This window comes from Pseudomonas sp. L13 (assembly GCF_009935965.1).
In the GTDB taxonomy this organism is placed as follows: Bacteria; Pseudomonadota; Gammaproteobacteria; order Pseudomonadales; family Pseudomonadaceae; genus Aquipseudomonas; species Aquipseudomonas lactis.
This window is the reverse complement of the sequence record NZ_QODJ01000001.1, coordinates 154517-181142: the sequence shown is the minus strand read 5'-3', so window position 1 is coordinate 181142 and position 26626 is coordinate 154517. Positions and strand designations below refer to the sequence as shown.

Sequence of the window (26626 nt, the reverse complement as noted above, 5' to 3'; positions counted from 1 at the left end):
GAGTCCCGAATATGAGCAAGAAGATCTTCGTAACCGACACCATCCTGCGCGACGCCCACCAATCGTTGCTGGCCACCCGCATGCGCACCGACGACATGCTGCCGATCTGCGACAAGCTCGACAAAGTCGGCTACTGGTCCTTGGAAGTCTGGGGCGGCGCGACCTTCGACGCCTGTGTGCGCTTCCTCAAGGAAGACCCGTGGGAGCGCCTGCGCCAACTGCGTGCCGCGTTGCCTAACACGCGCCTGCAAATGCTGCTGCGCGGCCAGAACCTGCTGGGCTACCGCCATTACAGCGACGACGTGGTCAAAGCCTTCGTGGCCAAGGCGGCGGTCAACGGTATCGACGTGTTCCGCATTTTCGATGCAATGAACGACGTGCGTAACTTGCGCGTGGCCATTGAAGCGGTCAAGGCCGCTGGCAAACATGCACAAGGCACCATCGCCTACACCACCAGCCCGGTGCATACCGTTGAGGCGTTCGTGGCCCAGGCCAAGCAATTGGAAGCCATGGGCTGCGACTCCATCGCGATCAAGGACATGGCTGGCCTGCTCACGCCCTACGCCACCGGCGAGTTGGTCAAGGCGCTGAAAGCCGAGCAGAACCTGCCGATCTTCATCCATTCCCACGACACCGCCGGCCTGGCTGCGATGTGCCAACTCAAGGCCATCGAAAACGGTGCCGACCATATCGACACGGCCATCTCCAGCTTTGCCTGGGGCACCAGCCATCCGGGCACCGAGTCGATGGTCGCGGCCCTTAAAGGCAGCGAGTTCGACACCGGCCTCGACCTGGAACTGCTGCAAGAGATCGGCCTGTACTTCTACGCCGTGCGTAAGAAGTACCACCAGTTCGAAAGCGAATTCACCGCCGTCGACACCCGTGTGCAGGTCAACCAGGTGCCGGGTGGGATGATCTCCAACCTGGCCAACCAGCTCAAAGAGCAGGGCGCTCTGAACCGCATGAGTGAAGTGCTGGCTGAGATCCCACGGGTTCGTGAAGACCTCGGCTTCCCGCCGCTGGTAACGCCGACCTCGCAGATCGTCGGCACCCAGGCGTTCTTCAACGTGCTGGCCGGTGAGCGCTACAAGACCATCACCAACGAAGTGAAGCTCTATCTGCAAGGCGGTTACGGCAAGGCGCCGGGCACTGTGAATGAAAAACTGCGCCGCCAGGCCATCGGCAGCGAAGACGTGATCGACGTGCGCCCGGCGGATTTGCTCAAGCCGGAAATGACCAAGCTGCGCGGTGAAATCGGCGCACTGGCCAAGTCCGAAGAAGACGTGCTGACCTACGCCATGTTCCCGGACATCGGGCGCAAGTTCCTCGAAGAACGCGACGCCGGCACTTTGGCTCCTGAAGTGCTGTTGCCGATCCCGGAAGCGGGCGGCGTGGCCCGTGCTGGCGGCGAAGGCGTACCGACCGAATTCGTTATCGATGTGCACGGCGAAAGCTACCGCGTGGATATCACCGGTGTCGGCGTGAAGGCCGAAGGCAAGCGCCACTTCTACCTGTCCATCGACGGCATGCCGGAAGAAGTGGTGTTCGAACCGCTCAACGAGTTTGTCAGCAGCGGCGGCAGCAAGCGCAAGCACGCGACCGAACCTGGCCATGTCAGCACGGCGATGCCGGGAAATATCGTCGATGTGCTGGTCAAGGCCGGCGACGTGGTCAAGGCCGGCCAGGCCGTGCTGATTACCGAAGCCATGAAGATGGAAACCGAAGTGCAGGCAGCGATTGCCGGCAAGGTGAGCGCTGTACATGTGGCCAAGGGCGACCGGGTGAACCCTGGCGAAATCCTGATTGAGATCGAAGGCTGATCACAGCCTTCGAAGCTAACGTTTAATCCTCGGGGGGGCAGGTGCTCCCCTTTTTTTTCGCCTGAAATTCAGGCATTCACGGGCTTAGAAGCTCATTTTCCACTGGCCCATCAGGCCTTGGTCGTGGCCATGGTTGCCGGCTTGGCTGCTATAGGTCAGGCCGACGCTGTGTTGGGTGGACAAGGCAAGGTCCAGGCCTGCTTGCAAGTCAAAGCTATCGCGGTCCAGGGCGGTGCCGGTGATGGTGTACCCGTCGATCAGGCCCGGTGCATAGCGCGAGGTTTGGCGGACCTGGCTGTTGACGTCGCCGTAGAGGTGTTTCCAGCTTGTGCTGAGGTGGGGCGTGAGGCTCATGTTGTTGTCGAAGCGATACAGCGTTGCCAGGCGCAGGCCAAAGGTGCTGTTCAAGTTTCGCTGGGTTTGTGGGCCGACGTTCAATGCGGTTACGCCGCCGCTCTCTTTGAAACGGTCGCGCTGATAGCGCTGGTAGCCGAGGCCGACGAAGGGTTCGACAGTGGAATCACCGCTGCCCAATTGATAGCCCAGTTCGGAGAACAGTGTCTGGCTGCTGGCGTTGTATTTGCTTTTGAGCGAGTCGTGGTAAGTGAGCAGGCTGACGCTGCGTTTGTTCTGCCCGGCATGGTTGCTGTAGATCGCCCCCAGGCGCAGGGCGAAGGGGCCGTCCTGGCGCACGGCGTAGCCGCCCAAGTGCCAGCTGTCCAGTTCGGCGGCATAACGCGGGGCATCGAAGCGGCTGGAGGTCTTGGCGCCCATGACACCCACCCGCCAGGCATGGTCGATCGCCCAGTCGGCGCCCAGCAACAGGCCTTGGGTATCGTGTTTCAAGCCGGCGCTGCCGTGTTGTGTGTCCAGGCTGCCGGCGTTGCCCAGGCCTTGCACCCAGAAGTGGCCGTCGTCGTCAGTAGGCAGTGTGCGCAGGGTGGCGAGCAATTGGCGGCTCAGGTGCTGGGTGGTGGCCTGGGTTGCGGTGGCCAGGTTGGCGTTTTGGCTGGCGGCCAGTTGCTCAAGGGCTGCACCGATCCCTCCGGGTTGTTTGCTCAATTGCTCGAGCGATTTTTGCAGCTCCTTGAGGTCTTCCGAGTCCAACTCGCCGGAGGCCACCAGTTGAATCATTGCCGGCTCCAGCACCTTGGCGACCTGCAGGCCGTTGTGCGAAGTGGCCTGCTGAGTGAGGAATCCGTCGAAGGGCGGTGGAATGGGCGGCGCTTCGAACTGGGGTATAAATACTCCGCTATGGTCGGCGGCGTCATAGGGATAGCTCCCGTAGGGCCTGTATTCGATATCGCCGCGCGCATGGGCAGGCTGAAAACTGGCGGCCACTGCCAAGCTGATGACGATTGCGATTCTTTGAAGTGTAAAGGGCATGAATTCCCAACCTCTGATGAATGAGGCCGGGAATTTAGGCGAGGTGCCGGGGGATAACTGTCAGTCTATCGACCGCTGATGTGCGGGAGTTGTCTCTAGTACGGTGCGATTAAAAACTCATCTGCCATTGGCCGGTCAGCGCATGGTTACGGCTGTTGCTGCCCACTTCGCCGATATAGCCCAGGCCCAGGCGATGACGGGCGGATAAGCCTACGTCCAGGCCCGCTTCGAGCAACAGGCTGTCGCGGTCCAGGGCGCTGCCTTGCACATTGAAGGCGGTGCCACCGGCCAGGAAAGCCTGGCGTGTGGTGCTGTCGACATCGCCATAGGTGTGCTTCCAGCCAACGCTGGCACGAGGTGTGAGGCTGACGCCGTTGTCCAGCTGGCTCAGGTGCGCCAGGCGCAGGCCGAAGGTGCTGCTCAAGTTGTCCTGGGTCTGGCCCTCGACATGCAGCGCAGCGGCGCCGCCTTTTTCGTTATAGCCGTCGCGCTGGTAGCGCTGGTAGCCGAGGTTGGCGAACGGTTCTGCGCTGAAGCGACCGCTGCCCAGGGCGTAGCCCAGTTCCGCAAAAGCCTGCTGGCTGTTGGCGTCATAGTCGCCTTTGGGGCGGTCGTTGAAACCGTTGAAGGCCACCGTGCGTTTACTGTCGCCCTGGTGCCCGCTGTAGGCCGCACCCAGGCGCAAGGCCATCGGGCCGCTCTGGCGCAGGGCATAGACGCCGGCGTGCCAGCTGTCGACGCTGCCGTCCACACCGGTGGTGTCCAGGTCGGTCTTGGAGTAACCGCCCAGCACACCCAGGCGCCAGTCGCTGCCCAGCGCCCAATCGGCGCCGAGCACTGTGCCTTTGGTGCGTTGGGTCAAGCCGTTGCTGCCGTGCTCGCCATCAAGCTTGCCGTAGCTGCCGATGCCTTGCAGCCACAGGCGGCCACGGGCATTCGGGTCATTGAGGTTGCGCACTTCGGCGGGCACGCCGGTGGCGGCCAGTAACGGCGTGTCTTTGTCATTGAGTCCCACCAGCAGTCCCGCACCGCCGCCCACCTGGTGCATGGCGGCGAGCATGCTGTTGCCCACTTGCGCACTGGCATTGAGGGTGGCGCTGGTGAGGTTGGCGGTGCTGCTGCCCGCCAGTTGCTCGATGGCTGCCCCGGCTGTGCCGGTGGTGGTATTGAGCAGGGCGTTGTACAGCGGGTTGTTCGTGCCCAGGCCTGCCAGGCTGTTGGCGGCGCTGGCGCCATTGCCGGTGCTGGCGAATTGGTTGAAAGCGATGTCGTTACGGGTGTACGTAAGGCCGACCTGAGTGGCGCTGTAATCCAGGGTTGGGGTCAGGAATGCGTAGTCGCTGGTGACCTTGCCAAACGTGCCATTGATGCTGCCGGCTTGCAGCACGCTGTAATGGCTTTGCCAGGGGTAGGTGCCTTCGCCGGGGTTGACCGCCAGGGTCGCACCATTGAGGTAAGCGGTGCCGCCGACCTTGATCGGCGCGCTGCTGCCGTCGGCGTTGACGCCATAGGCCAGGGTCGAGCCGCTGCCCATGCGCAAGTCGCGGTTGATGGTGGCGGTGCCCAACGCGGTGTTGGTCTGCAGGGTACCGTTCACCACCAGGCTGCCCACCGAGCCGCCGCCGGCATACACACCGCCTGTGTCGACCGTCACGTTACCGGTAATCCCGCCTTGGTTGACCAGCTTGGCACCGCTGGAAATCTCGCCGCCGTCGCTGAAGTCACCTTGGCCGGTCAACGTCCAGGTGCCTTGCTTGACCTCCAGCCATTCAAGGCCGCGGCTGTCGCCAAAACTGCCGCCTGCGACGTCGTCCAGGGTCAGTCGGTCGTAACCGCTGCCGCCGTCTACCGTGCCGATAAAGCGGCTGCCGTTGCGTAAGATCAGTTGGTCATCGCCGCCGCCCAAATCCAGGGCCAGGCCATTACTGCCGCTGATGGTGCCGCTGTTGATGACCGTGTCGGCGTAGTTGCCGACGAACTTCACGCCAAAGCCATCCAGGCCCTGAATCGTGCCGTGGTTCTCCAGGGTGGTTGCCGCGAGCCCCGGCCCGTCGCTGCCGTCGTCCACCAGGATGGCATTGTTGGCCCCGCTGACCAACGCGCCTTTGGCGTTGTAGATAGCGCCCCCGCCCAGGGCGATCCCTTCGCTGCCGTTGGCGAAGCCGTTCTTGTCGACACCCCCGGCGCCGACACCCTGGATGACGCCGTAGTTTTCGATATGGGCGATCTTGTCGATGTCCACGCCGTCACCGTCGCCATCCGGTTGCAGCCCGGAGAGCGCGCCGGTGATGGTGCCGTGGTTGACCACAGTGCCGTCGCCATCGGAACCAAAGCCCGAGCCGTTGCGGCCGATCACCGTGCCGTAGTTGTTCAGCGTGGCGCCCTCGTCCGTGGTGATGCCATGGCGGCCACCGGAAATCAGGCCGTAATTGGTCACCGCCACGCCGCTGGCGGAGTCGATGTCCACGCCATCGAACTTGTCATCGCGGGAGAAGGTGTCGCCGGTGGAGATCTCACCGTAGTTAGTGATAGAGGCGTTGGCGCCGGTCTTCATGCCGTCGCTGGCCTCCCCGCGAATCAAGCCACCGGCACGGTTGATGATCGTGGTGGTGACGTTACTGCTGCGCAGCGCATCCAGGTCCAGCCCTTGGCCGGTGGCCGAGCGAATGGTGCCGCTGTTGTCGATCAGCACGCTGCCGCTGGCAAAGTTATTGTTGATGCGCAACGCATCATTGGCGCCTTGGATCACACCGCCGGCAAGGTTGTAAATGCTGTACCTGCGCTCCCCGCTGACACTGCCCGAACTGTCGATACCCCGGCCGCCACTGGAGACCAATTTGCCCGCGTTAGTCACCACCACACCCGTACCGCGGGTGCCATCCTTTAGCGTCACCGCCACCCCGGAGGTTGTAATGCTGCCAGGCGCCGACGTGGTCAACGTATCGCTGCCACCCAGGGTTTGCCCCTGGGTGGTGGGTGTGTCGATCTGCAGGTTTTTCGCTGCGGCGGCTTCAATAAAACCGCCGCTGGCCAACAGGGTGATGGCGAGCGCGAGGCGTTGAAGAGACGGGGGCATGCTGGACGACCTTGTTATGGCAAGCGAGTCGACCTATATAACGGAGCGGGGTTGCAGGAATGTGTCGGTAAGATGACGACGATGAATATGCAATCTATTGCAGATCCTTGAGCCTATTCAGCCTGAGCGCTGCAATATATTGCACATTCTGCACGTCAACCGCGCCGCACGTAGCCCTTGCCGAAATGCCGCTCCATCCGCGCCTGGATCAATTCGAGCCCCAGGGACATCACCCAATAAATGATCGCCGCCGTCGTGAGCATCTCGATATAGCGGTAGCTTGAGCGGCCATAGGACTGCGCCAGAAACATCACTTCCCACACGCCCATCACCGAGATCAGCGACGAATCCTTGAGCATCGAGATGAACTGGTTGGTGGCCGGCGGGATGATGGTGCGCATGGCCTGGGGCAGGGTCACGTGCCAGAAGATCGCCCTGTCGCGCATGCCCAGGGCCAGCGCAGCCTCGCGTTGACCATGGGGCACGCCGAGGATGCCGGCGCGGAAAATCTCGCTCAGGTAGGCGCCGTAATTCAGTGACAACGCAATGATCCCGGCGACGATGGCGCCTGGCACCAGCCCCAGTTGCGGCAGGCCCAGGTAGATCAACAGAATCTGGATCAGCAGCGGTGTGCCGCGAAAGAACGAGGCGTAGAAACTGGCGATGCCAAACGCCACCGCACTTTTCGACAGGCGGCCCAGCGCGGTGATAAAGCCCAGCACCGATGAGGCGACGATGGCGCACAGGCACAAGAACAGCGTCAGCGCCGCGCCTTGCAGGAAGCCGTTGGGCGCAAGGTGCAGGCCGACCAGGTTGGGCAGCTTGTCGAGGATGATCGAGAACTTCAGGTCAAAGCTCAGGAAAAAACTCGCAAACAGGCCGAACAGCGCCGCCCAGGTCAGGTAAAGCCGTAGGCGAAAACTCATCGGCTGATATCGGCGCCGATCCATTTTTGCGACAGCGCGCTCAAGGTGCCGTCCTGCTTGAGCTGGGCGAAGACCTCACGCACTCTGCTGTCCCACTGCGGGTCGCCTTTCTCGATGGCCACCGAGTTGGGCTCCGAGTACAGCGGCGCACCGGCGAGCTTGAAGCGCTTGTCCTGGCTCAGGCGCGGCTGCGCGGTGACCAGGTTGGTGAGGATCGCGTCCAGGCGCACGCCAGCACCCAGGCCCAGGTCCTGGAACGCCACGTTGTCGGTGTCGTACGGGGCGATCTGCACCGCCTCGAACGGGTACTGCAACTGCGTGTCTTCGGCGCCTTCGATCACCAGGTTCTTGTTCAAGTAGCTTTCGTAGCTGGAGGCGCTGGTGAGGCCGACTTTCTTGCCGCTCAGGTCCCGGGCTTCGTGGATGCGATCGTCCTTGGCATTAACCACGATCACGGCCGGCGAAGCGTAGTCACATTGGCGAAGCGCGGTTTGCCGCAGAAGGCCAGGTGTTGGCCGCGTTGGCCGGTGAGTTGGCGCGACGGGCGGTGCAAGCCTCCGGTAAAGCTGTCCAGGTAGCCGGCTCATTGCCGCCGCTGTTTGGCTCTTATCGCCCGGATCTGTTCCAGGCCGAGCGCGTCAGTGAGTTGCTGACACCGCTGGTGAATGGTCTGGCCCCGCATGTCGATCTGTGGCTGGCGGAGACCCAGAGCTCGATCGCTGAAGCGCGAGCGATCCATGCCGGGCTGCCTAAGGATGGCAAACCGTTCTGGCTGTCGTTTACCTTGAAAGACGAAGACACCGACGAGGTGCCGCGCCTGCGCTCCGGCGAACCGGTGGCGGATGCGGCCGAGGCGGCGGCGCAGCTGGGCGTGCAGGTCTTGCTGTTCAACTGCAGCCAGCCGGAAGTGATCGGCGCGGCGATTGATGCGGCGCGAGCAACCTTCGAACGATTGGGTGTGAAGATTCAGATCGGCGCCTACGCCAACGCGTTCCCGCCGCAACCCAAGGAAGCCACGGCCAACGATGGCCTGGACCCGTTGCGCGACGACCTCGACCCGCCCGGTTACTTGCAATGGGCGGCCGATTGGCAAGCGCGCGGCGCTAGCCATTTGGGTGGGTGCTGCGGCATCGGACCGGAGCATATTGCGGTGCTGGCCCAGAAGTTGGCTGGCTGAGCCTAAGTTCCGAGAGTCGCCACCCTCCAATGTGGGAGCTGGCTTGCCTGCGATGGCATCAACTGGTTTGCCTGATACACCGAGGTGTCTGTATCGCAGGCAAGCCAGCTCCCACACATGTGAGTATTAACCCCGACACTCTGTGAGTGTCTTCAACTGGCCCGAACCACTCTGGTTCGCCTCCGACAACCACACCTCAAACCCGGCACCGACCTTCGGCCATTCCGAATCCAGGATCGAATACCACGCCGTATCGCGGTTCTGTCCCTTGACCACCATGTGCTGGCGGAACACCCCTTCAAAACTGAACCCCAACCGCTCGGCCGCGTACTTGGACCGCGCGTTGCCGTTGTTGCACTTCCACTCCAGCCGACGGTAGCCCTGCTCGAACGCATACTTGGCCAGCAGGTACACCGCTTCGGTGCTTTTCGGCGAGCGCTGCATCGGTGCGCCGAAGGTGACGTGGCCGATTTCGATACGCCCTTGGGCCGGGACGATGGACATCAGGCTGAGGATGCCCTGGACCTGACCCGTGGCGCGGTCGATCACGCTGAAAAAGTACGGGTCGTTGTGGGTAGCGTGGTTGTTCAACCAGGCATCGAAGGCACTGCGCTCGGGGAACGGGCCATAGGGCAAGTAATCCCACAGCTTCGGGTCGGCTCCTGGGCCTTCAAGGGCTTGCCACAGTTGGTCGGCATGGCGCGCCGGGTCGAGCTTTTCCAGGTGGATAAAACGCCCTTCAAGCAATTGCGCGGTGGGCGCCGGGACGCCTTTCCAGTCGGCGAGGGAAGTGATCATGCTGTGCTCCTTAAAGACCTTTGCGAAATTGGATGAAGCCTGGGCGTTCGGCGATGCGCTCGTAGAGCTGAATCGCGGTGGCGTTGGTCTCGTGGGTCAACCAGTGCACCTTGCAGCAGCCATCGGCCTTGGCGGTGGTGTAGACGAATTCGATCAGCTTGCGACCCACGCCCGTGCCACGTTGGGCCGGGTTTACGAGCAAGTCCTGCAGGTAGCAGGAGTTCTCGATGCTCCAGTTGGAGCGATGGTAGATGAAGTTGACCATGCCCACCGCCTTGCCGTCCTGCCAGGCCAGTGCCGAATGGGTCGGCTCGCTCGGGTCGATCAGGCGCTGCCAGGTGCTCTGGCTGACGGCGTCCGGCAGTTCGGTGTTATAGAACTTCAAGTACGCCTGCCACAGCGGCAACCAGGCGGCGTGGTCGGCGACGCTGACCTGGCGAATGTCGACCAAGCTCATTCTGAAACTCCTTGGGGAATAAAGCGGGCGAGGGTCTGGTCACGTACATCGGCACTGGCGGCCAGGCCGTCACGGACACCGGCCATGTCGGCGGCGCTGCGGTTCTGGCTGAGTTTGCGTTTGCCCACCAGGCGTTCGATCGGCAAGGCAAAGCCGACGATGGCCTTGAGCATGCCGTCAATGTAGTCCGCCGGTGCGTCGCTGACACGCCAGGGTTGGGCGCGGCCACTTTCATGGCGGTCGGTGAGGGCGGTGACCACCTTGAGCAAGCGCTCGGCGTCGCTGAATACCTCGGGCTTGCCATAGGCGTGCACGGCGATGTAGTTCCAGGTTGGCACCACTTTGCCGTGCTCGGCCTTGGCGGGGTAAAACGCCGGGCTGATATAGGCGTCGGCACCGGCGAAGATCACCAGCGCTTCACCGCCATTTTGCAGCTCGCGCCATTGCGGGTTGGCTTTGGCCAGGTGGCCGTAGAGCGTGCCGTTGGGTCCTTCATCGGGGTTGAGCAGCAAGGGCAAGTGGCTGGCTTGCAGGCCGTTTTCACCCATAGTTACCAACTGCGCCAGACGGGTGTGCTGGATCAGCTGCTGGATTTCGGGCAAGTCATCGAGAGCAAAGGCGCGGGGTGTGTACATGGAGATTTTCCTTGGCGAATGCCTGCATCCTAGGCAGGCTATTGGTTCGTTGTAAGAGCCATCTAGCGCTATTTTCATAGGTCCAATATGCCGCCCCTTTCGCCGCCGTTGTCCTTCAACCCCGCTGGTATCGAGCTGGACCGCCGCCAGGGCCTCACGCGCCAACTCTATGAGGCCCTGCGCCAGCGGGTGCTGGATGGGCGATTGGTCAGCGGCACGCGGTTGCCCGCAACCCGAGATTTGGCGACAGCCTTGTCGATTTCCCGCAACAGCGTGGTGCGCGCCTACGATCAGTTGTATGCGGAAGGGTTTATCGAGAGCCGGGTGGGTGATGGCACCTATGTTGCCCAATTGCCAATGGCCAAAAAACTATCCACAAAAGCATCCACAGGGTTGTCAACAGGCTTATCCCCAGGGTTATCCACAAAATGGGCGCATTTACCCGAAGATTTGGATGATGAAGTTATCCACAGTGCCGGGTTGGCGCGGGTAAAAGACCATCATCTGCCCCAGCCGCCTTTGGGGCCGCCTCGGGCCTTTCGCGTGGGTGTACCGGCCTTTGATCTGTTCCCGTTTGAGGTTTGGGCCAAGCTGAATGGGGCGTTCTGGCGCAAACCCGACCTGGAACAGTTGTGCTATGGCGACCCGGCAGGTGACGGCCGCCTGCGCGGTTTGATCGCCGCGTACCTGCGCAGCTCGCGCGGCATGCAATGCACGGCTGAACAAATTGTGATCACCAGTGGCGCACAGCAGGCCATCAGCCTTTGTGCACAGTTGCTGGTAGAGCCTGGGGACGGCGTGGCGGTGGAAAACCCCGGTTACCGCGCGGCCGGCCATGCATTCGCTTTGGCCGGCGGGCGACTGCATGGCGTGCCGGTCGACGGCGAGGGCATGGATTGCCAGGTGCTCGGTACCCTCAATGATTGCCGCGTGGCGTATGTCACGCCTTCCCATCAGTACCCACTGGGCGTGGTGATGAGCCTGGCACGGCGCCTGGAATTGCTGGCCTGGGCCGAACGTTCAGGCGGTTGGATCGTGGAAGATGATTACGACGGTGAGTACCGCTACAGCGGTGCGCCGCTGTCACCGTTGGCCGCGCTGGATCGCAATGGCCGCGTGCTGTACGTCGGCACCTTCGGCAAGGTGGCGTTCCCGGCGTTACGCCTGGGTTACCTGGTGTTGCCCCCGGGCCTGGTGCAAGCCTTCACCCGGCGCCGCGCCGTGGACGTGCGCCATTCCGAAGTCAGCACCCAGGCGGTGATGGCCGAGTTTATGGCGGCGGGGCATTTCCAGCGCCACATTCGCCGCATGCGTCGCGCCGCGTTGAGCCGACGCAATGCCGTGCTGGCCGGTTGGCCCGACGGGTTGCCCGGCGTCGGGCCCTTGCCCAGCGTTGCGGCCGGGCTGCACCTGACGGTGCGGGTGGACAGCCAAGCCCGTGAACAGGAGCTGCTCGCTCAAGCCCATGGGGCGAATGTCGAGATCAACGGCTTGAGCAGCTATTGGCTGGCTGACACCCGCCCACCCCCAGACCAGCGCGCTGGTCTGGTAATGGGGTTTGCCGCGGTGCCAGAGGCAGCCATCGCGCAGGCGTTGGCACGTTTGCGTCAGGCATGGTTGGCGTGAGAAGCGGTCAGTTGTTGAAGGCGGCGTAGGCGCTTGTCGTTTGATCATCTCGATATAGGTTTTTCTGCCCAGCGGATAGAAGCGTTGCGCCGCATCGTTGAGGTTGCGGTTGCCCACGTCTCGACCGCTAGCCATCGGCCGTAGGGGGGCGCATTACCTCACGTTGAAAAACAACCGCTGTGCCTGTTCCAGATTGATTTCGCTTAGGTAGATCGCGGTTTTCTGCTTCTCGCTAAGGCCGTTGAGGGTGTCGGCTTCTTCACCCCGCGCGTGCTCTTGCGGGGTTTTGAGGCGCGCACGCAAAAACGCCCTGGCGGGTACCCAGTCGGTGGAGTAATGAAAATGGGCATACCACAGCACGCTTCGGTCGTTGCGGTTGCTGAGGGTGTACTCGTCCAGATAGGCTTTCTCAGGGCCTTTGATTCGGCGCCGCTTGGCAGTTTTTTTGATGACTATTTCCTTGTTTTGCATCAGCCACTCCACACCTTGCACGGTGGGTGGGCGTTTTTTGATTAAAAGTGACTTGTAGCTGCGCGCCTCGCTGTAGAGCGCTCGCGCCGCGTCGCTGAGTTGTTTGTTGACAACGGCCGCGGAGCCTAGGCGGCTGTCGGTGACATTTTCCTCGGTCAAGGCCCGCTCAACATTGGCAGAAGCTTGCTCCAGTTTTTGTGCGTGCTGGTGATACAACCATTCGATGCCTATGGCGCTGCGCTCCGGCTTGACGGCTTGTTCGGCGGCACGTTGCTTGAAGGCTTCCAAGTCGTCCAACAGGTCCTGGGCCTGATTGACGCAAGTGGCGAGATCGAGGGAGGTGGTGGACGATGTTTCGACGGGGCTTTCGCGTTGCACCCAGACGCCAGCGGGTTTTTCATGAAAGGTCGCGATGACCTCGTCGTTGAGCGGTGATCTGATATCCACCAGGCCGGTTTCCTCGCCGATGGCTGAGCGGCGTGGCTCGCCAATCAGAACGCCGTTGTAGCGCGTATGAATGATTTTTTTCTTGGTTTTTGGCGGTGTGGGCGGCGGTATGGGGCGGCTTCTGAGCGCTTCGCGATCATTGTGCAGCAACTCCAGGTGGCCAATGGTTTCGTCGTAGAAGCCGCGGACTTTTTCACGCAGACGCGTCAGGGGGCTGGTCAGCGCAACGTCGTTAAACTCCTGGGCAAAGTCCTGCAGGCGTTCGTCAATGATATTGAACTGTTCTACCAGGCTGCCGAGGATTTCGATGCGTTCGTCCAGGCGTGACTCGCTGCGCTCCAGCAGGCTTTCACGAAAACTCAGGATCGCCAGGTCGGCGCTGTCGACAATACGGTCGATGGCCGTCCAGGCGTCGGGCGCAGTGGTGGTGCCCTCGTCCACGCACAGGTTGCGCGCCATCGTCACTTGCAAGGCCCGCAGGTATTGGGCGGTATAAGCCGGCAAACTTTTGCGATGTTCGCGAATGGCCTCAAAGCCTGCCCTGCCCAATGCCCTGAGTTCAGTGAAGCGCGATTCGACGTCACTGAGGCGCTCAATCATGTCCTGGCTCATTTCGGTGAGAGCCCGGGCATCTTCGATCTGACGATCCTGCGGGTGGCTGATCTGATGCTCGATCTGGTCCAGTACGGTTTTGAGCTTGGGCGTGAAGGTGACTTGAGCCTCGCGTATCCCGGTTTCGCTCAGCTTCAACTCCGCGCCTAGGTAGCTCAAGGCTTGCTCCTGATAGGCCGCGGTCGGCGCGAAGACGTTCAAGATCTTGAGTTGTTGCAGCGCCGATTCGTAGCTATGTCTCTGGGCTTCAAGTTTCTGCAGGTAGGTCTGACGTCGGGCCTGTGCCGAGGTGCTGGCCTTGGGATCGTCCATCGCCACTCGCGCCTGCTGCACCTGCTCTTGGGTGGCGGTCTTGTCTTGCTCGAATTGCGACAAGCGTTGTTGGGCTTTATCGGCCTCGGCTTGGGCATCGCTCTGCGACTTTTGCTGCTGCTTCTTGGGGCCGCCACCGCGCAGGCGCAGGCGGGTGTCGATGAACCATTGTCCCCTGGCGTTGTGGACCAATGCCGGGCCCGTGCGCTCAGGCTTCTTGGGGTCGATGATGACCACCGTCCCATCCTCATCGGCGCTCACCTCGAACCAGCGTTCCCCCACGGGTGCGTAGTAGTGCTGCGTCTGTCGGTACAGGTGCTGGTATTGGCCCTCGGCAGTTTCAGCGGTACCCAGGTTCTGCGGCTTACTGACCTTGAAGCTGTCAAGCAGGGTGGCGAGTTCGCCTGGGGCGCGCTTGATTGCGCCAGCGATGTGCAAGTACGGTGAATGTTTAGGCACCTGCTCAGAGGGGGCGGCCGCCTGGTGTTTGGCCGTGACGTCTTTGGCGGTTGTCGCCTTCGGCAAGGCTGGCCTGGACTTGCGCGGGTAGCCGGGGCGGTGGCTGCGGCTGGCGGCGTGCAAGGTGATTGCCATGCCCAGGTTGAGGAAGACATCGGTGAGTGCCGCCCACTCGGCCTGTTTTTCACCGTGCTCCTGCGCCTCGACAAAGTTCTGCAGTTGATCGACCACCTGCCAGATCCACGCCGCCGTGCCCACGCTGCGGCCGAGAAAAGGCAGCACGAGATTGAAGATCAGCCAACCGGCGCGCTTGAAGGTGGCCCAGCGGTTTTCGGCGTTGGACACCGATTGCCGATCAGCCAGTTCGATCAGGGCATCAGCGTTGGCTTTGAACAGGGTGGAAAACCGATCGCCGTTGAGTACCTCTTCACCCAGCGCCATGGGCCCGCTCATGGTCCACAGCTTATCGGGCTCTATCAGGGCATCGGCTACCTGCCAGGGCGACGGCAGCGCGCCGGGAAATACATAGCTGGCATAGTCGCTGCGCACGGCCTCCGGTAGCCAGGCCAGCACCGACTCGCGCAGGCTGCTCGACTGCGAGATCGCATAGATCAGATTGGCCGGTGATGGGTACTGCATCAGCGCCGGCGTGAACATCGGCCGATACAGTAGGCAGGGCCCCGCCGCCGGGTCTTGGGGGCCGATCACATACATGTTCGCCACCGTGTCCAAAGCGGCAGACGCGCGCCGTAATGGCCGGAACGCCAATGGCCTCAGCACAATGGTTTGTCCGTCCACCCGGCGGTCAGTGACCTCGTCCTGTATGACGGCGGCCACATAACGGTAGCCGCGCTCGTCGATACCGTCTTGCTGGCGAATCTTGGCTTGCAAGGTCTGCATCGGCAGCTGGATCCGCAGGTGCTGTTTGAAGAGCTTTTTACGACGTGATGACGCCTGCGCGTCGTCCAGCAGTTTCGCTTTGATCAGCGCCGGATAGGTGCTGCCGATATCGGCAGCGGTGGCCAGTGACACAAAATAGTCTGCGTCCAACCATTCGGGCAGGTTGAAGCCCGTGTCAGTCTTGAGAGTGCGATTACCCGTCGGCAGCGCAATCAGATTTTGCAGGGCCAGCTCAGCCACGCTGAAGGTGCTGATGTCGGACTGCCCCGGTACCACGAAGGCGCCCCAGATGATCGGACTGGTCACCTCCAAGCGAATTTTATCCAGGGGAACGCTGGCGCTGTCAGGATGATCCTTGAGCATTTGCGCCTTGGTCATCTTCAACGCATACGCCTCGATGGAAGGAATGTCGTCCAGGTAGGAGCGGCCGGCGTTCTGGTTGTGCAGCGCGGCGAGGTCCTTCAAGTGGCGGGCGAAGAAATTCTGGTCCGCGTTGGACGCATTCATCAGCCAGTCGGGCAACTGGTTCTGATACCACTCAAGGCCCGGGCCTTCATCCGTCGCAAGGGGGACGACGGTGGGTGGCGTGCCCAGAGCGACGTCGGCGGTATGGGTGTCGTGCTCGTCTGAAAAGACGATGTCACCTACCGCTTCCACCAGCACAGACACCGTCGCGCAGGCCTGCTGATCAAAAAAATTGCCATCGGGTTCGTACAGGCTCCAATAGAGTTCCTGCTTTCCAGAACCCGGCAAGTGCGCAGACAGTGAATGGCCCAGTTGCTCCAGCGAGGCGAATTTTTCATAACCCTTGAGCAGCGAATGCATGAGGATCGAGGTTTGTCCTTCATGCTGGCCGATCAGGACCGGGATCACCACTTCATTCTGGTGTGTCACTTTTTCTGCGTCGATGCGGTCGATTTCAATCAGGCAGGCCTTGAGGTTGTAGGGGTCTTTACCCTTGCGGTCGGCCTTATCCGGAGACGCGAACAGGGTGCGCGCCATGGCGCAGTCGGTGGCGGTCCAGTCCTCGGCGGCCTCGACGTTCCAGGGCGCCCGCAATGTTTTCGACAGTCGTTGCCAGTGGGCGCCGTTGCCGTTGGTCTGGTTCCAGTAATCGACCAGCTGTTGCTGGAACGCCCGCAGCATGACCGGCGCCAACAGGTTGAGGCTCTTGGCGATTTCATAGATGCGCACGGGCAGGTGCACCGCCGGTTCGATGCTCGGTTGCTGCGTGAGAAAGTGCTCGCCCTCGATGTACAGCGCGGGCACGGCCACGACGGCCTGTATGGCAAGGGTCTCACTGAGCGACTGATACTGAGTGGGGCCGGCGACGATTTCGTCGTCGATCAGTTGCCAGGTGGGCGTACCGACCATGGCGATGTCCGGGTCGATATCCAGCGTTGGGTAGTGTTCTCGCAGCGACTGGCGCAACACGTGGGATGCGGTCTCCCGGAACGAAGGACCGACATAGAGTTCGGTGAACAGCGCTGAGCGTTCATCCAGGCGCTGAGTGTTCGTACGGGTATTGTTTGCAACTGATGAGGTCATGAGGCTTCCCTGTCTGGCCGATTGATGGAAGTAGCCCGAGGCACAGGCTCGGAATTTCCATGCTAGGGCTCGGCCCAGCCAGGGAGGCGGTGCTTACGTAGGCCTACCGTACATCTGCCGTGCGTTACCTCCCGGATTTGATCTTGGTCCAGGCCCGCGTCCTGGCGCGTTCGGCTTTGCTGTCCAGGGGTTTGAGGGTGTAGAGCGTGGCCATGGCCGTTTCGGTCGGGTACAGGTTGGGGTTGTTGCGAATGGCCGGGTCGACTAGTTGAGTCGCGTCCTTGTTGGGGTTGGGGTAACCGACAAAGTCACTGACCGGCGCGATGACGTTGGGTTGCAGCAGATAGTTGATGAAGGTGTAGGCGTCGCCCGGGTTTTTAGCGCCTTTGGGAATGGCGAGCATATCGAACCAGATCGGCGCGCCCTCCTTGGGCAGGCGCATGTCCACGATCACGCCATTCTTGGCCTCCTTGGCGCGGTTGGCGGCTTGGGAAAAACTGCCGGAGTAGCCCACCGCCACGCAGATATCGCCGTTGGCGATGTCGGCCATGTATTTGGAGGAATGAAAGTAGGTGACGTACGGGCGGATCTTCATCAGCAGTGCTTCGGCCTTGTCGTAGTCCTTGGGGTTGCTGCTGTTGGGGTTCAGGCCCAGGTGCTGCAAGGCCAGGGGCAGGATCTCCGAGGGCGAGTCCAGCAGGGCGACGCCGCATTGCTTGAGCTTGCTGATGTTCTCTTCCTTGAAGATCAGGTCCCAGCTGTCCACGGGCGCGTTGTCGCCCAGGGCCGCCTTGACCTTGGCCGGGTTGAAGCCGATCAGGATGGTGCCGTACATGTAAGGCACGGCGTATTGGTTGCCGGGGTCGTTGGCCTCGATCAGCTTCATCAGCTTGGGATCGAGGTGGTTCCAGTTGGGCAGTTGGCTGCGGTCCAGGGGCTGGAACACGCCGGCTTCGATCTGCTTGGCCAGGAACACGTTCGAAGGCACCACCACGTCATAGCCGGAGTTGCCGGTGAGCAGTTTGGCTTCCAGGGCTTCGTTGGTGTCGAAGATGTCGTACACCAGCTTGATCGACGGGTGCTGGGCCTTGAAGTCTTCCAGCGCCTTGGGCGTGATGTAGTCGAACCAGTTGTAGACCTTCAGGGTTTTTTCTTCGGCCTGGGCTGCGCCGCTGACAACCACGGCGCACAGGGCGAGCGACTTGAGCATGTTCATTGGGCTGCTTCCTCGAAACCTTCCAGCACGTTGACGGCGTTGATGCCGATTTCTTCCACCGCGTAGCCGCCTTCCATCACGAACAGCGTAGGTTTGCCCAGGCGGGCAATGCGTGCGCCCATGGCCAGGTAGTCGGGGCTGTCGAGCTTGAACTGCGAGATAGGGTCGTCCTTGAACGTGTCCACACCCAGGGACACCACGATGATGTCGGCGGCGTAGCGCTCGATCTCAGCGCAAGCCTGTTCCAGCGCGGCGCTCCAGGCCTGCCAGCCGGAGCCGGCCGGCAACGGATAGTTGAAGTTGAAACCAACCCCTTCGCCCTCGCCATGCTCATCGGCATAGCCGAGGAAGAACGGAAACTCCGCTTCCGGATGGCCGTGGATCGAGGTGAACAGCACGTCGCTGCGCGCGTAAAAAATCGACTGCGTGCCGTTGCCGTGGTGGTAATCCACATCGAGGATCGCGACCTTTTTGCAGCCCTGATCAAGGAACGCCTGGGCCGCGATGGCCGCGTTGTTGAGGTAGCAATAACCGCCCATCAAATCGCTAGCGGCATGATGCCCCGGTGGGCGGCACAGCGCGAAGGCACTGTGGGCGCCTTGCGCGATGGCGGCCTGCGCCGTGAGGGCTACTTGCGCTGCGCTGTAGGCCGCTTGCCAGGTGCCGGCGGTGATCGGCGCGCCCCCGTCGAAACTGTAATAGCCCAACTGGCCGTGCAGGCTGGTGGGCAACACGCGGCGCAACGTGCGCGCCGGCCAGGTGTAGGGCAGCAGGTCGCCGTCCTGGCCGTATTCGGTCCAGCGCTGCCAGGCGCCTTTGAAAAAGTCGAGGTAATCGCGGCTGTGGATACGTTGCAGCGGCGCCAGGCCGAAATCCTGCGGGGCCTGCACCTGGCCCAGTTCGCGGTCCTTGACCCGTTGCAGCACGTGGTCGGCGCGCGAGGGCATTTCGAAGCAGGGCATCAGTTGCCCGTCCATCAGTTCACAGCGGCCATGGTGCAGGTGGTGATCGTCCGAGTAGATCGTCAGCATTTGTTGTTCTCCGCAGGCTGTATTCGTGAGTGCAGTCTTGCGGCGCACGCGCTTTATGAGAACGACAGGAGCGGCCAAAAGGAGATAAATATGGCCAAAGTGTGTGTCCGCAATTCGCCCCTCATTGGCGCGTCATGCACGAAATTGGCTCGGTGTTACGCCGCTCCAGCGCACGAACGCATGCCTGAAGCTCGCCGTTTCGCTGAACCCCAGCGCCTCGGCAATCCGTTGGATCGGCCACAGGTCGTCAGCCAACAACTGTTTGGCGCGTTCGAAACGCAGCTCATCGAGCAGTTCCTGATAGCTGCATCCCAGGTTGTGCAGGTGCCGGCGCAGGGTGCGCGCTGAACAGTTCATCTGTTGGGCCAGGCCATCGAGCCCAGGTGCGGCGTGCAATTGTGCGGCCAGCAGCTGGCGGATTCGCCCCAGCCAGGCCTCACGCCCGGTGAATTCGGTGTTCTGTTTGCGGCAACGTTCGACCATGGCCTGGTGGGTGACCGCGTCGGCCAGGGGCAAAGGTTGGGCGAGCCAGCGTTTATCAAAGGCGAATGCATTGGTGACAGCCTGAAACTGCAGCGGGCAGTCGAAGCTCTCGGCGTAGCGGGCCTGATAATCCGGCGCATCGTGCTCGAACCGAGCGCCCAGCAACGGCAGGGGATGGCCGAGCAAGTCGTCGCAGATGACCTTCAGTGATCCCAGGCACAGCTCGACATTGAAGGCAGTCAGTGCCGGGTTTTCGCGGTAATCGCCGGCCGTGAACCAGATACGCTCGCCGTCCTCTTCCAGGCTCAGTTCGAAGAGTGTTCCCAATAGCGCCGGATACCGCAGGGCCAGGCGCAAAGCGTCACCGAAAGTGGCACTGGTGAGCAGGGCATAGCCCAGTAGGCCGTACGAGGAAACATGCATACGCCGGCCAACGATCAAGCCGATATCGCGCTGACGGGCCACGGCATTGGCGCACACTTGCATCTCTTGATGTGTGGCGATACGTGTGTCGGCGCGGCTCAAATCCGCGGTACAGATGCCGCTGCCGGCCAGCAATGCTTCATGGGGCAAGCCTTCGGCCTCGAAGGTACGCAGCACCAGGGACACGGCATTGAGGGTGGTGAGGTGGGAGTGCAGCATGGGAACTTCCAGCCAGGGGATGGCTGGAAGTGGAGCAAGTTACATGCCGGTCAGTTCAGCTCGCCGCACAGGTCCAATTCCACTAGGCGTCGGATTTCTGCGCTGTCCAGCCCCGCGCCGATCAAGGCGTTGAGCTTGGCGAAGGCCGCTTCGCGGGTCATGCCGCCGCCGGACAACACGCCTACACCGCGCAGGCGGCTGCCGGCTTCGTAGACATCCAGTTCCACGCCGCCTTCATGGCATTGGGTGATTGCCACCACCACTACATCTTTGTCCTGCGCACGTTGCAGGCTGGCGAGAAAGGCCGGATTGTCGCTTGGCCCGGTGCCGCTGCCGAAGCATTCGAGCACCAGTGCCTGGATGCCGCTGCCGATCAATGCATCCAGTTGCGCGGCCGCGATGCCTGGCACCAGCGGCAGGACGCCGACGTTGGCCGGGGCCTTGTCGTTGCGGTAGGCCAACGCGGCGGGAAGCTTGTCTGCCCGGGCAACACCGCCGTTGCGTTGCAGTGCGGCAAACGGATTACGCCCAAAACTGCGAATCTTCGCGCAGCGGGTCGGCGCCATTAGCGCGCCGTGGAAGTACAGGTGCACACCCGGCTTCAGGCCTTCGCCCAAGGCCGTCAACGCACCGCTGACGTTTTCCCAGGCATCGCTGTCGGGCACACCGGCTGGCAGCATCGAGCCGGTGAACACCACCGGCGCTGGCAGGCCCAGTAGCTGGAAGCTCATGGCCGCTGCGCTGTAGGCCAGGGTGTCGGTGCCGTGCAGGATCAGCACGGCGTCGCAACCGGCGTCTACTGCCTCGACCACGGCGCTGCGCAGGCGTTGCCAGTAGGCGGGGTTCATGTTGGCGCTGTCGATCAGTGGCGACATTTCCTGGAAGCGCCACGCGGGCAGGTCTGCGTCGGCAAACTGTTCACGCATGCGCACTTCAAAACCAGACGCGGGCGCCAGGCCATTGGCGCTGGCCTGCATGCCAATGGTGCCGCCGGTATAGAGCACCATCACGTTATTAGCTGATTGCATCGAAAATCTCCTGAACGAAAAACGCCGCCGGGCCCAGAGCATGCCCAAGGCCGGGCGGCGTGTCATCTGGCTGTGATTAACGTTGCGCTTGAGCGCTCAGTTCCGCTGCCGGGGCCGTTTCGGTTTTCACCGGGTTGGCCGGCCAGGCCTTGCGGTCCAAGTCCAGGTCAGGGAACTGGCTGGAATCGAACACCGGGGTCTTGATACCCGCCGCGCGCTGGTTGTCGTAGTCGTTGAGGATGCGCATGGCAATCTTGAACAGGAACGCCAGGGCGAACAGGTTGACGAACGCGAGCATGGTCATGGTGATGTCGGCGAAGGCGAACACGGTGCTCAGGTTCTCGATGGAGCCCCAGAAAATCAGCACCAGCACCAAGGCGCGATAACCCATCAGCACCTTGCGGTTGTTACCGACCAGAAAGCGCAGGTTGCTCTCGCCCAGGTAGTAGTTGTACATGATCGACGTGAACACGAACAACGCCAGGGCCACCGAGATGAACATGCGGCCCCAGTCACCCACTACCGCCGCCAGGGAGTTCTGGGTCAGGGCAATGCCGTCGCCTTCAAAGCCTGGGGTGTAGAAACCGGACAGCAGGATCAGCAATGCAGTACAGGTGCAGATCACGAAAGTATCGAGGAACACGCTGAACGCTTGCACCACGCCCTGGGCGATCGGGTGTTCTACCGACGCCACTGCCGCCACGTTAGGCGCACTGCCCAGGCCTGCTTCGTTGGCGAACACACCGCGCTTCACACCCATGATGATCGCACTGCCCACCAGGCCACCGAAGGCTTGGTCGAGGCCGAAGGCGCTCTTGACGATGGTCGCGAGCATGGCCGGTACGTGGTCGAATTGCAGCACGATCACGTACAGGGTCACGGCGATGTAGACCAGGGTCTTGACCGGCACCAACAGGTCGGCAATCGAGGCGATACGCTTGATCCCGCCGATGAACACCAGGCCCAGCAACACCGCCAGCGCAAGGCCGGTGTAGGTGGTGTCGAGGCCGAAGGCGTTGTTCAGCGAGTGCGTTACAGCGTGGGCTTGCAGGCCGTTGAAAGCAAAGCCGAAGGTCACCAGCAACAGGAACGCCATGACCATCCCCAGCCAGCGCTTGTGCAGGCCGTGCTGGATGTAATACGCCGGGCCGCCACGGTAGGTGCCTTCAGCGTCGGTGCGCTTGTACAACTGGCCCAGGGAGCACTCGATAAAGCTCGAAGACATGCCCACCAGCGCGGTGACCCACATCCAGAACACGGCACCCGGGCCACCCAGGGTCACGGCAATGCCAACACCGGCGATGTTACCGGCACCCACGCGGCCCGCCAGGCTGAGCATCAGCGCCTGAAACGAGCTGAGTTGGCCGGCACTGCTCTTGAGGCTGTCTTTAAACACCGAGAACATGTGAAAAAAGTGACGCAACTGTACGAAACGCGAGCGGATCGTGAAATAACCGCCGAGCCCGACTATGAGCACGATCAGTACTTTCCCTGAGAGGAAGTCGTTGATGACTTCGAGCATGGAGTGTTCCTCGCTGATTTTTCTAATGGCAAACGCAGGACGGTCCGACGCATCGCTCGGCACCAGGCAGTGCACGACGCTCGATCCCCATCCTTTTGCGGGTGTTGTTATTCATGCGCTTTCGCGTGGTTCCCGGGCTTCGTTACCGACAGCCGCAGACGCGAAGAGGGGCGGCACTATACCTAGGTGCGCGCCAGCCGTCTGCAAGGGGCGTAATTGGCCGAGGAACGGTCAATAGGAAAAGGCGGGCAGATACCTATCAATCAAGGACCGATATCGTACCTGTGACGAGGGAGCTCGCTCCCGTTGGGTCGCGAAGCGGCCCCAGAAAATGGAGCGACTGCGCAGTCCAAGGGGAGCAAGCTTAGGTCTACCTCAGAAGTAGTAACCGATGTTGACGTTGGTGCGGTAATACCAATCGTTGCTACCCACCGAACTGGTGCTGGTAAAGCCGCTGCCATTCTCCGCACCGCCATAGGGGTTGGCATTGCGCGCCCACGTAAGGTCGACCCAGGCCATCACCGGCATTGCCAGGAACTGCGCGCCCACGGTGAACATCTGCGAGTCGTCCCAGGCGCTTTTGTCTTTCATCATCCGGCTGTAATCGCTGTACAGCTTGATCTTCTTCAGTTGCCCCAGCCGGGGCGTGTGGATGTCGTAGCCGACGTTGAGCGAAGCCAGGCTGGCCTTGGAGGCGATCAGGTACGCAGGCGTCAGGCCATTGCCGCCCATCAGCACCGAGTCGTTGCTCACGCCGGTTGGGTTTTCGGGGTCGTATTCGTAGCGGATGGCTTGGGTAGTGACGGTCCACAGGCCCTTGCTGATGATGGCGTGTACGCCGGCGGCCCAGTAGTCGCCATTGTCTTTGGTGGTGGCGTTGTACAGTTGGGCGGTGGCGAGCGAGGCGCCGACTTCGGTCTTCCAGCCCTCGTTGTTGAACGTGCGCGCCACGCGGGCGTTGAATTGGTTGCGCTTCTCGTTGTCCTGGCGCGACTGGGTGAAGGCAATCGCGTTGTCATTCAAATCGGCGTAGCGCCCTACTTCCGGCGAGTAACGCAGGTCGCTGGGCAGCATGCGTGGGAAAAAGCCGAGCTGCACGTCCCAGTCCTGGTCCTTATAGCTGTATTTAAGGCCGGTGCCAGCACTCACTGCGTAGCCCATGAAGAACGGCAGGTGGTAGCTCCAGCCAAATTGCGGATAAGGCTCCAGGCCGAAGGGTTTGAACGGCGCGCCCAGTTGCAGGTTGGAGTTGGCATTGAGCCGATAGCCCACGAACCCGCGGTCAATGGAACGCTTGCCGTCATCCTGGAACCAGTAGCCGATATCGCTGTAGAGGCTCTTGTAGGTGGCCTGCACATCCAGGCGGAACGTATCGAACAGAAACCGGCCGTTATTCTCGGTGGTGTCCCAATGCTCGTCGCGATAGTTGGTACGCAGCGCCCCGCCGATGTCCAGGCTGCTGTCGCCGCTATCGCTGCGCCAGGAAATATGCGGGAAAGGTTTGTTAGCGGCGTTGGTCCGCACCGGCTCGGAAGGAATGGGCTCTGCGGCGAAACTGCTGAAACTGGTAAACATCAAACCTGTACACAAGACGCGCTTCATAGAGACCTCTCTACCGGGTGATCGGCAACACTCGTCCGCTTGCCTTTAAAGGCAACTAAGGAGGGAGCGGGTCTTACCGGTTTAAGTGTTGGTTATTATTGTTTTATCGGCGAAACGCCGTTTAATCAGTGAATGCACAGGAGTAGAGCAGGAAGTGTGCCAGGCGGCTTATTGGTTTTTGTTTTATGAAAATATCATTAAAAACAGTTGTTTATATGGGAAACAAGGCTGTTTGTATAACCCATGAAACAACCCGCAAGTGCGGTAACAAAGTTGCCCGTGATCGGTGCGTATTTATTGCACGCTGCCAATGAAACGGGCACTTTGCGGGTGATCCTGTAGGAGCGAGCTTGCTCGCGAGAAACGTTAACGATACTGCGTGCATCCTGGAATAACGCAGTGCCTGGACGTTCTTCGCGAGCAAGCTCGCTCCTACAAGGGGGGGGGTTAGAGGTCGAGCACCAAACGTCGGCTCTTGCAGCCGGAAACGCACACCATCATCGACGTGTTCGCCGCCCGCTCGGCCTTGGTCAGCACCCCATCGCGGTGGTCGATTTCGCCTTCCACCACCCGTGTTTCGCAGGAGCCACAGACGCCTTCGCGGCAGCTGTGATCAATGTCGCAGCCGGCCTCCAGCAGTACATCCAGCAAACTCAAGCCGGGTTCCACCGCCAGGGTTTTGCCGGACCTTTTCAGTTCAACGCTGTAACTACTTTGGGCGTCTTCGCTGGGCGGCAGTTCGGCGGCGGCAAAGCGTTCGATGTGAGCATGGGGATAACCCAGGCGCTCACAGGTACTTTCGAAAGCGTCGAGCATTGGCGTCGGGCCGCAGCAGTACAGGTGCGTATCCGCAGGCTGGCCGGCGAGGTAGGCGGCAAGATCAGGTGGCACGCCTTTCTCGTCGTTGAAGTGGTAAGTCACCCGCGCATCGAGCCCACCCAAGGCTTCAACCAACGCCGCTTCCTGGCGTGAGCGGGCGCAGTAGATCAACTCGGCGGATTTTCCCAGCGCCAGCAATTGGCGGAACATGCAGTAGATCGGCGTGATCCCGATGCCACCGGCCACCAGCACACTGTGGCTGGCGCTCAGGTCCAGTTCGAAGTTGTTGCGTGGCGGCGAGATTGACAACGGCATGCCGACCCGCAACTGGCTGTGCACGTACTCCGAACCGCCACGGCTGTTGCGGTCACGCAGGATACCGACCACATAACGCCCACGGTCGCTGGGCGAGTTGAGCAGCGAATAACTGCGCACCAGGCCGTTGGCCAGGTGCAGGTCGATGTGTGAGCCGGCGTCGAACGGCGCGAATACGGTATCGCCCAAAGGCCGCAGTTCGACACTGATGATGCCTTCGGCTTCATAGCGCAGGGTGTGGACGCGGGCGTTGAGGAGCGCGGCTTTGTTCATGGCAATTGCTTCGCGTCGATCAACTCGAGCTGGGCTTTGGCGGCGTTCTTCAGGTACCTGCGCAGCCGCACCACGCCCAAGTCGTGCTGGTAGAGGTTTTCACGCTGATTGGCGTCCGGCTCCATGAACTCCAGCAGCACCCGGTCTTGTTCCAGTACCGCCCAATGCCGCGCTTCCAGACGGTTCTTGTACAAGAAGCGCCAGGTGTCACGCTGCCAGCCGGTCAGCGGGCGGCAGCGCCAGTGGAATGCCGCGGCCAGCGAACGACTGCTGGGGGTGTAGCTGCCGATGATGGTGAAGTTGCCGCCGGGGCCGCCGGTTTTCGGGTAGGGGATTTCCAGGCGCAGCCAATGGCAGCCGTTGTCCACGAACTCGGTCCAGTCGAAGTTCACGCCGCGCTGGCCTTCCTTCTCGAAGAAAAAGCCGGTATCGGTGTCGCGGGTGACGAACTTGGCGGTGGCTTCGCCTTCGCTCATCGAGTGCGACATTTTGTGCAGGTAGGTGCCGTGCATCGGGTCCATGACGTTGTCGATCACGTAGCGATAGTCGCCTTTCCACTCGGTGTAGCAGACGAAGCTGCTCCACTCGGGCGAAGTCAATTGTTCGGGCAGCACCAGCTCTGGCGCAACGTCCAGGTGCGGGTCGGTGGCGTTGAACAAGAAGATCGCGCCTGCGGCTTCGCGGGTGTGGAACATACGTGTGGGCCGGCTGCCTTCCAGCTTGCAGCCGGGGCTACCAGGCACTTTGGTGACGGTGCCGTCGCAGCGCACTTCGACGCCGTGATACGGGCACTGCAAGCGATCGCCCAGCACCGGCCCTTGGGACAGCGGGGCGCCGCGATGGGGACAATGGTCTTCCAGCGCATGAACGCTGCCATCGTTGTCGCGCCACAGGGCGATCTTGTAGCCCAGGCGTCGTATCGACAGCGGCTTCTCACCCAAAAGGTCCGACGGCAATACCGGGAACCAGAGGTCTTTGAGGCCATTGGCCAAGTGCTGTTCAACAGGGTCGACGGTCAGTTGCATGTTCATTTTTTATTCCTTCT

Annotated in this window: 17 protein-coding genes and 2 pseudogenes; 3 read left to right on the top strand and 16 right to left on the bottom strand. The window is 61.5% G+C overall.

The features are described 5' to 3' along the window. Positions 1-11: 11 nt before the first annotated feature. The gene (gene oadA / locus DK871_RS00820; RefSeq protein ID WP_161903672.1) at positions 12-1820 is read left to right on the top strand and encodes a sodium-extruding oxaloacetate decarboxylase subunit alpha; all 1809 of its coding nucleotides are present in this window, start codon (positions 12-14) and stop codon (positions 1818-1820) included. A gap of 84 nt (positions 1821-1904) precedes the next feature. On the opposite strand, the gene DK871_RS00815 is transcribed toward oadA, so the two are convergent. The 4 genes and pseudogenes from DK871_RS00815 to DK871_RS00800 all read right to left on the bottom strand — a co-directional run. Then, a complete protein-coding gene (locus DK871_RS00815; RefSeq protein ID WP_161903671.1) occupies positions 1905-3206 on the bottom strand; it encodes an autotransporter domain-containing protein in 1302 nt (433 codons plus the stop codon). 109 nt (positions 3207-3315) lie between these two features. Beyond that, positions 3316-6282, bottom strand: coding sequence for an autotransporter domain-containing protein (locus tag DK871_RS00810; RefSeq protein ID WP_161903670.1), 2967 nt, complete (start codon positions 6280-6282; stop codon positions 3316-3318). Positions 6283-6437: 155 nt separating this feature from the next. After that, complete coding sequence (locus DK871_RS00805) at positions 6438-7208, bottom strand: amino acid ABC transporter permease (protein ID WP_034134101.1); 771 nt, start codon at positions 7206-7208, stop codon at positions 6438-6440. Next, a pseudogene (locus DK871_RS00800) lies at positions 7205-7678 on the bottom strand (transporter substrate-binding domain-containing protein); the annotation flags it as partial. The gene DK871_RS00805 and the pseudogene DK871_RS00800, both read right to left, overlap by 4 nt. 2 nt (positions 7679-7680) lie before the next feature. Here DK871_RS00800 and DK871_RS00795 point away from each other — a divergent pair. After that, positions 7681-8385: pseudogene (locus DK871_RS00795) on the top strand (homocysteine S-methyltransferase family protein); the annotation flags it as partial. Between the two features lie 126 nt (positions 8386-8511). On the opposite strand, the gene DK871_RS00790 reads toward DK871_RS00795, so the two are convergent. Genes DK871_RS00790 through DK871_RS00780 form a run of 3 tightly spaced genes read right to left on the bottom strand, consistent with a single transcriptional unit; the run spans position 8512 to position 10275 of the window. Beyond that, a complete protein-coding gene (locus DK871_RS00790; RefSeq protein WP_161903669.1) occupies positions 8512-9183 on the bottom strand; it encodes a GNAT family N-acetyltransferase in 672 nt (223 codons plus the stop codon). Positions 9184-9193: 10 nt separating this feature from the next. Beyond that, positions 9194-9640: a GNAT family N-acetyltransferase gene (locus DK871_RS00785; RefSeq protein WP_161903668.1), complete on the bottom strand. Its 447-nt coding sequence runs from the start codon at positions 9638-9640 to the stop codon at positions 9194-9196. Further along, entirely contained in the window at positions 9637-10275 is a 639-nt protein-coding gene (locus DK871_RS00780; protein ID WP_161903667.1) for an FMN-binding negative transcriptional regulator, read from the bottom strand. The genes DK871_RS00785 and DK871_RS00780 overlap by 4 nt, the downstream gene beginning before the upstream one ends. An 87-nt stretch (positions 10276-10362) precedes the next feature. On the opposite strand from DK871_RS00780, the gene DK871_RS00775 reads away from it, so the two are divergent. Further along, complete coding sequence (locus DK871_RS00775; RefSeq protein WP_161903666.1) at positions 10363-11901, top strand: PLP-dependent aminotransferase family protein; 1539 nt, start codon at positions 10363-10365, stop codon at positions 11899-11901. 153 nt (positions 11902-12054) lie between these two features. Here the strand turns inward: DK871_RS00775 and DK871_RS00770 are convergent, their stop codons facing one another. From DK871_RS00770 to DK871_RS00730, 9 genes are all read right to left on the bottom strand, one after another. Further along, positions 12055-16650: a hypothetical protein gene (locus DK871_RS00770; RefSeq protein WP_161903665.1), complete on the bottom strand. Its 4596-nt coding sequence runs from the start codon at positions 16648-16650 to the stop codon at positions 12055-12057. A 124-nt stretch (positions 16651-16774) separates the two neighbouring features. Continuing rightward, entirely contained in the window at positions 16775-17866 is a 1092-nt protein-coding gene (locus DK871_RS00765) for a polyamine ABC transporter substrate-binding protein (protein WP_161903664.1), read from the bottom strand. Next, the gene (locus tag DK871_RS00760; RefSeq protein WP_161903663.1) at positions 17863-18897 is read right to left on the bottom strand and encodes a histone deacetylase family protein; all 1035 of its coding nucleotides are present in this window, start codon (positions 18895-18897) and stop codon (positions 17863-17865) included. The genes DK871_RS00765 and DK871_RS00760 overlap by 4 nt, the downstream gene beginning before the upstream one ends. 132 nt (positions 18898-19029) lie before the next feature. Beyond that, positions 19030-20022: an AraC family transcriptional regulator gene (locus DK871_RS00755; RefSeq protein WP_161903662.1), complete on the bottom strand. Its 993-nt coding sequence runs from the start codon at positions 20020-20022 to the stop codon at positions 19030-19032. A gap of 50 nt (positions 20023-20072) precedes the next feature. Next, complete coding sequence (locus DK871_RS00750) at positions 20073-21050, bottom strand: asparaginase (RefSeq protein ID WP_161903661.1); 978 nt, start codon at positions 21048-21050, stop codon at positions 20073-20075. Positions 21051-21126: 76 nt separating this feature from the next. Continuing rightward, a complete protein-coding gene (locus DK871_RS00745; protein WP_003195697.1) occupies positions 21127-22572 on the bottom strand; it encodes a sodium:alanine symporter family protein in 1446 nt (481 codons plus the stop codon). Positions 22573-22947: 375 nt separating this feature from the next. Then, on the bottom strand, positions 22948-24174 hold the full coding sequence (locus DK871_RS00740; RefSeq protein ID WP_161903660.1) for a hypothetical protein: 1227 nt from the start codon (positions 24172-24174) through the stop codon (positions 22948-22950). 447 nt (positions 24175-24621) lie between these two features. After that, positions 24622-25581, bottom strand: a complete 960-nt coding sequence (locus tag DK871_RS00735; RefSeq protein WP_161903659.1) for a PDR/VanB family oxidoreductase — start codon at positions 25579-25581, stop codon at positions 24622-24624. Next, positions 25578-26612 carry an aromatic ring-hydroxylating dioxygenase subunit alpha gene (locus DK871_RS00730; RefSeq protein ID WP_003195686.1) on the bottom strand — a complete coding sequence of 345 codons (1035 nt, stop codon included), beginning with the start codon at positions 26610-26612 and terminating at the stop codon, positions 25578-25580. Before DK871_RS00730 ends, DK871_RS00735 begins: the two co-directional genes overlap by 4 nt. Between the last annotated feature and the right edge of the window lie 14 nt (positions 26613-26626).